The organism is Thermalbibacter longus, from assembly GCF_023806485.1.
In the GTDB taxonomy this organism is placed as follows: domain Bacteria; phylum Chloroflexota; class Chloroflexia; order Thermomicrobiales; family Thermomicrobiaceae; genus Thermalbibacter; species Thermalbibacter longus.
This window is the reverse complement of sequence record NZ_JAMSLR010000037.1, coordinates 1-512: the sequence shown is the minus strand read 5'-3', so window position 1 is coordinate 512 and position 512 is coordinate 1. Positions and strand designations below refer to the sequence as shown.

Genomic DNA, 512 nt, shown 5'->3' with positions numbered 1-512 from the left:
CGGCATCGACTCGATCCGGCGGATCATGGCAGCCATCTGCTTCTCTTTCGCTTCGTCCTCCAACGTGCCGACCGCGCTGTTCAGCTCCACGAGAAGCCCCTCTTCGTCTTGTTTCGCCAGCTTCTTCCGCACCTCCCGCCAACGCGGATGGCCGGACAGACACTGACGCAGCTCCCGCGCCACATGAAATCGATCCAGCTGAAAGCACGCCCGCTTCCCAAAATACTCCCGGCAGGCCGTGATCCACGACGCCGCGTCGCCGTTGATGATCAACAGGTCCCGGCACGGATCATAGGCATATTCGTTCATCAGCCACTCTTCGAACCGTTCCCACACGTCTCCCTCCCCTTCATGGAGGTAGTGGCGCCGGTTCACGAGCTCGAGCTGCGAACCGTTTCGTTTCCATCCCTCGTGAACCGCCAGGATTTTCTCTTCTTTCGCCCGTTTCCCTTTCCCCTGGCGGGAAATAAACAGTCCATCCGCCTCCACAAACAGCACCCGGCCGTGCCGTT

Annotated in this window: 1 protein-coding gene; it reads right to left on the bottom strand. The window is 60.2% G+C overall.

Annotation, left to right across the window (positions count from 1 at the left end):
* The coding region (locus NET02_RS16315; protein ID WP_284058490.1) for a UPF0236 family transposase-like protein at nucleotides 1-512 on the bottom strand (512 nt) is incomplete at both ends.